Annotated in this window: 2 protein-coding genes; both read right to left on the bottom strand. The window is 34.5% G+C overall.

Annotated elements, in window-relative coordinates; translation table 11 throughout:
• Nucleotides 1–121: 121 nt before the first annotated feature.
• Complete coding sequence (locus AB1414_20585; GenBank protein ID MEW6609807.1) at nt 122–658, bottom strand: hypothetical protein; 537 nt, start codon at nt 656–658, stop codon at nt 122–124.
• Nucleotides 648–1589 (bottom strand): N-6 DNA methylase (locus tag AB1414_20580; GenBank protein MEW6609806.1); only part of this gene is annotated, 942 nt, incomplete at its 5' end. The genes AB1414_20585 and AB1414_20580, both read right to left, overlap by 11 nt.

The following is a 1589-nucleotide window of genomic DNA, read 5'->3' as shown; positions in this document are numbered from 1 at the left end:
CTGCAATGAGGACATTTTAGCCTTGCGTCCACAAAATAAAAATGTTCTGCATCTAACTCTTTTATCTTTGCCAAAGCCTTTTCAATAGAACCATTCGTATTACCCATAATGGCTTCTCCTTTCAGTCATAATATTTGTTCAATATATGACAATGCGTCCCATTAAACTCTGTTCGTATTCTGTATTCTGTTTTGTCTCCCTTTGTATAGTATATCAATGGGATATCTGAAATTGGACCCGCTACTCTGCCCGAGAGAAACTTTAGAATATTACGTTCCTTAATATATTCGAATTTAGTGCAATAAAGATATTCTAATATACCTTCCTTTTTGAGTCTCTCGATTACAGAAGCGCTGCACAACCATGTTCCATCCATAGCTGCATTGAATAAATTTGTCTTAATATTCACATAAACTGTTGCTTCTTCTAAATCGATAATAATTACATCGTATCCACTCCAGTTACCATATTTCACATTATTGTCACCGAAGAAATCAATGGCATAACTTATCACATGCTTCTCTATAACATCTGACAAGGTCCTTGATGAAAGTTCAAGATCGTATTTTCCAGCAGTTGTAGTAATTTTTGCAGTGTTTAAACAATTTTTGCATTCCATACAGAATTGGTTTAGTTGGCTTTTTATTTCATCCTTCACAACCGTAGTCCTCTAAAATTTTTTCTAAATCCCTTATTAAGTTTCTCACTTTATTCTCTTGGTCATCGGTAGTATCTATAGAATAGCTCCACTGTTGCAAGATATCTTTGTATCTCATCTTTATACCTTCTTGTATATTATGAGAAACAACAGGAATTGGAATGGAAGATATGTCAGATTTATTTATACTCACCGTTCCGACCCCATGTTTTAGAAGTTCAATGGACTGTTTTCCGTATTTCGTTTTTAGATATATTGTCAGGAAGTGGGGGTCTATTCCATTCACTCTAAATATGTGGAGATAATCTGTTGCTACTCCTTCATCCTCTTTGCTATTCACAATTGCGACCCTACCTGCGCATCCAACTCCTACTCTTACAAAAACTATGTCATCAACATTAGCATAGGCACCCGGGAAATTCATTCTGCTTAAGGGGTCTATGAATTTCTCATCCCTTTTATAATTAATCCCAATATCCGTAATATTCGTTGCGTGAAGAAATCTTAATCCCTTTTTGGAGAATTTTCTCTCTTCCCCATAAAGAGTCTTTCCAGTTTTGCAATAAATCAAAAAATCTTTTAGGAGTCTAAATTTTATTCCTTTTTTCATCAATTCTTTAATGCCGATTTTCTTCAGATTATGATAGTAAGAGTAGTCCATCCTGTTAATTAGATTTGTAGCCCTTACTTTAATTGTATTGTCAATGTTGCCCGACTTTTCAAGGTGGTTAAGATTGGACTGATAATCCAATACAGCCTTTCTCTCTTTTTGCAAAATGAGAACACTTGTTTTGGCAGAGGTAGCTTCAAAAATGTTTCGTGGCAAACTTATAATATATCTGACCTCTGTTTCTTGAAGTATAAACGTTCTTATATACTTATACTGAGGGTTTGACAATATGCCATCAGGTAATACAATTATTACAAATCC

It is taken from the genome of bacterium (assembly GCA_040755795.1).
Lineage (GTDB): Bacteria > UBA9089 > CG2-30-40-21 > CG2-30-40-21 > SBAY01 > JBFLXS01.
This window is presented reverse-complemented; position numbering and strand designations above follow the sequence as displayed.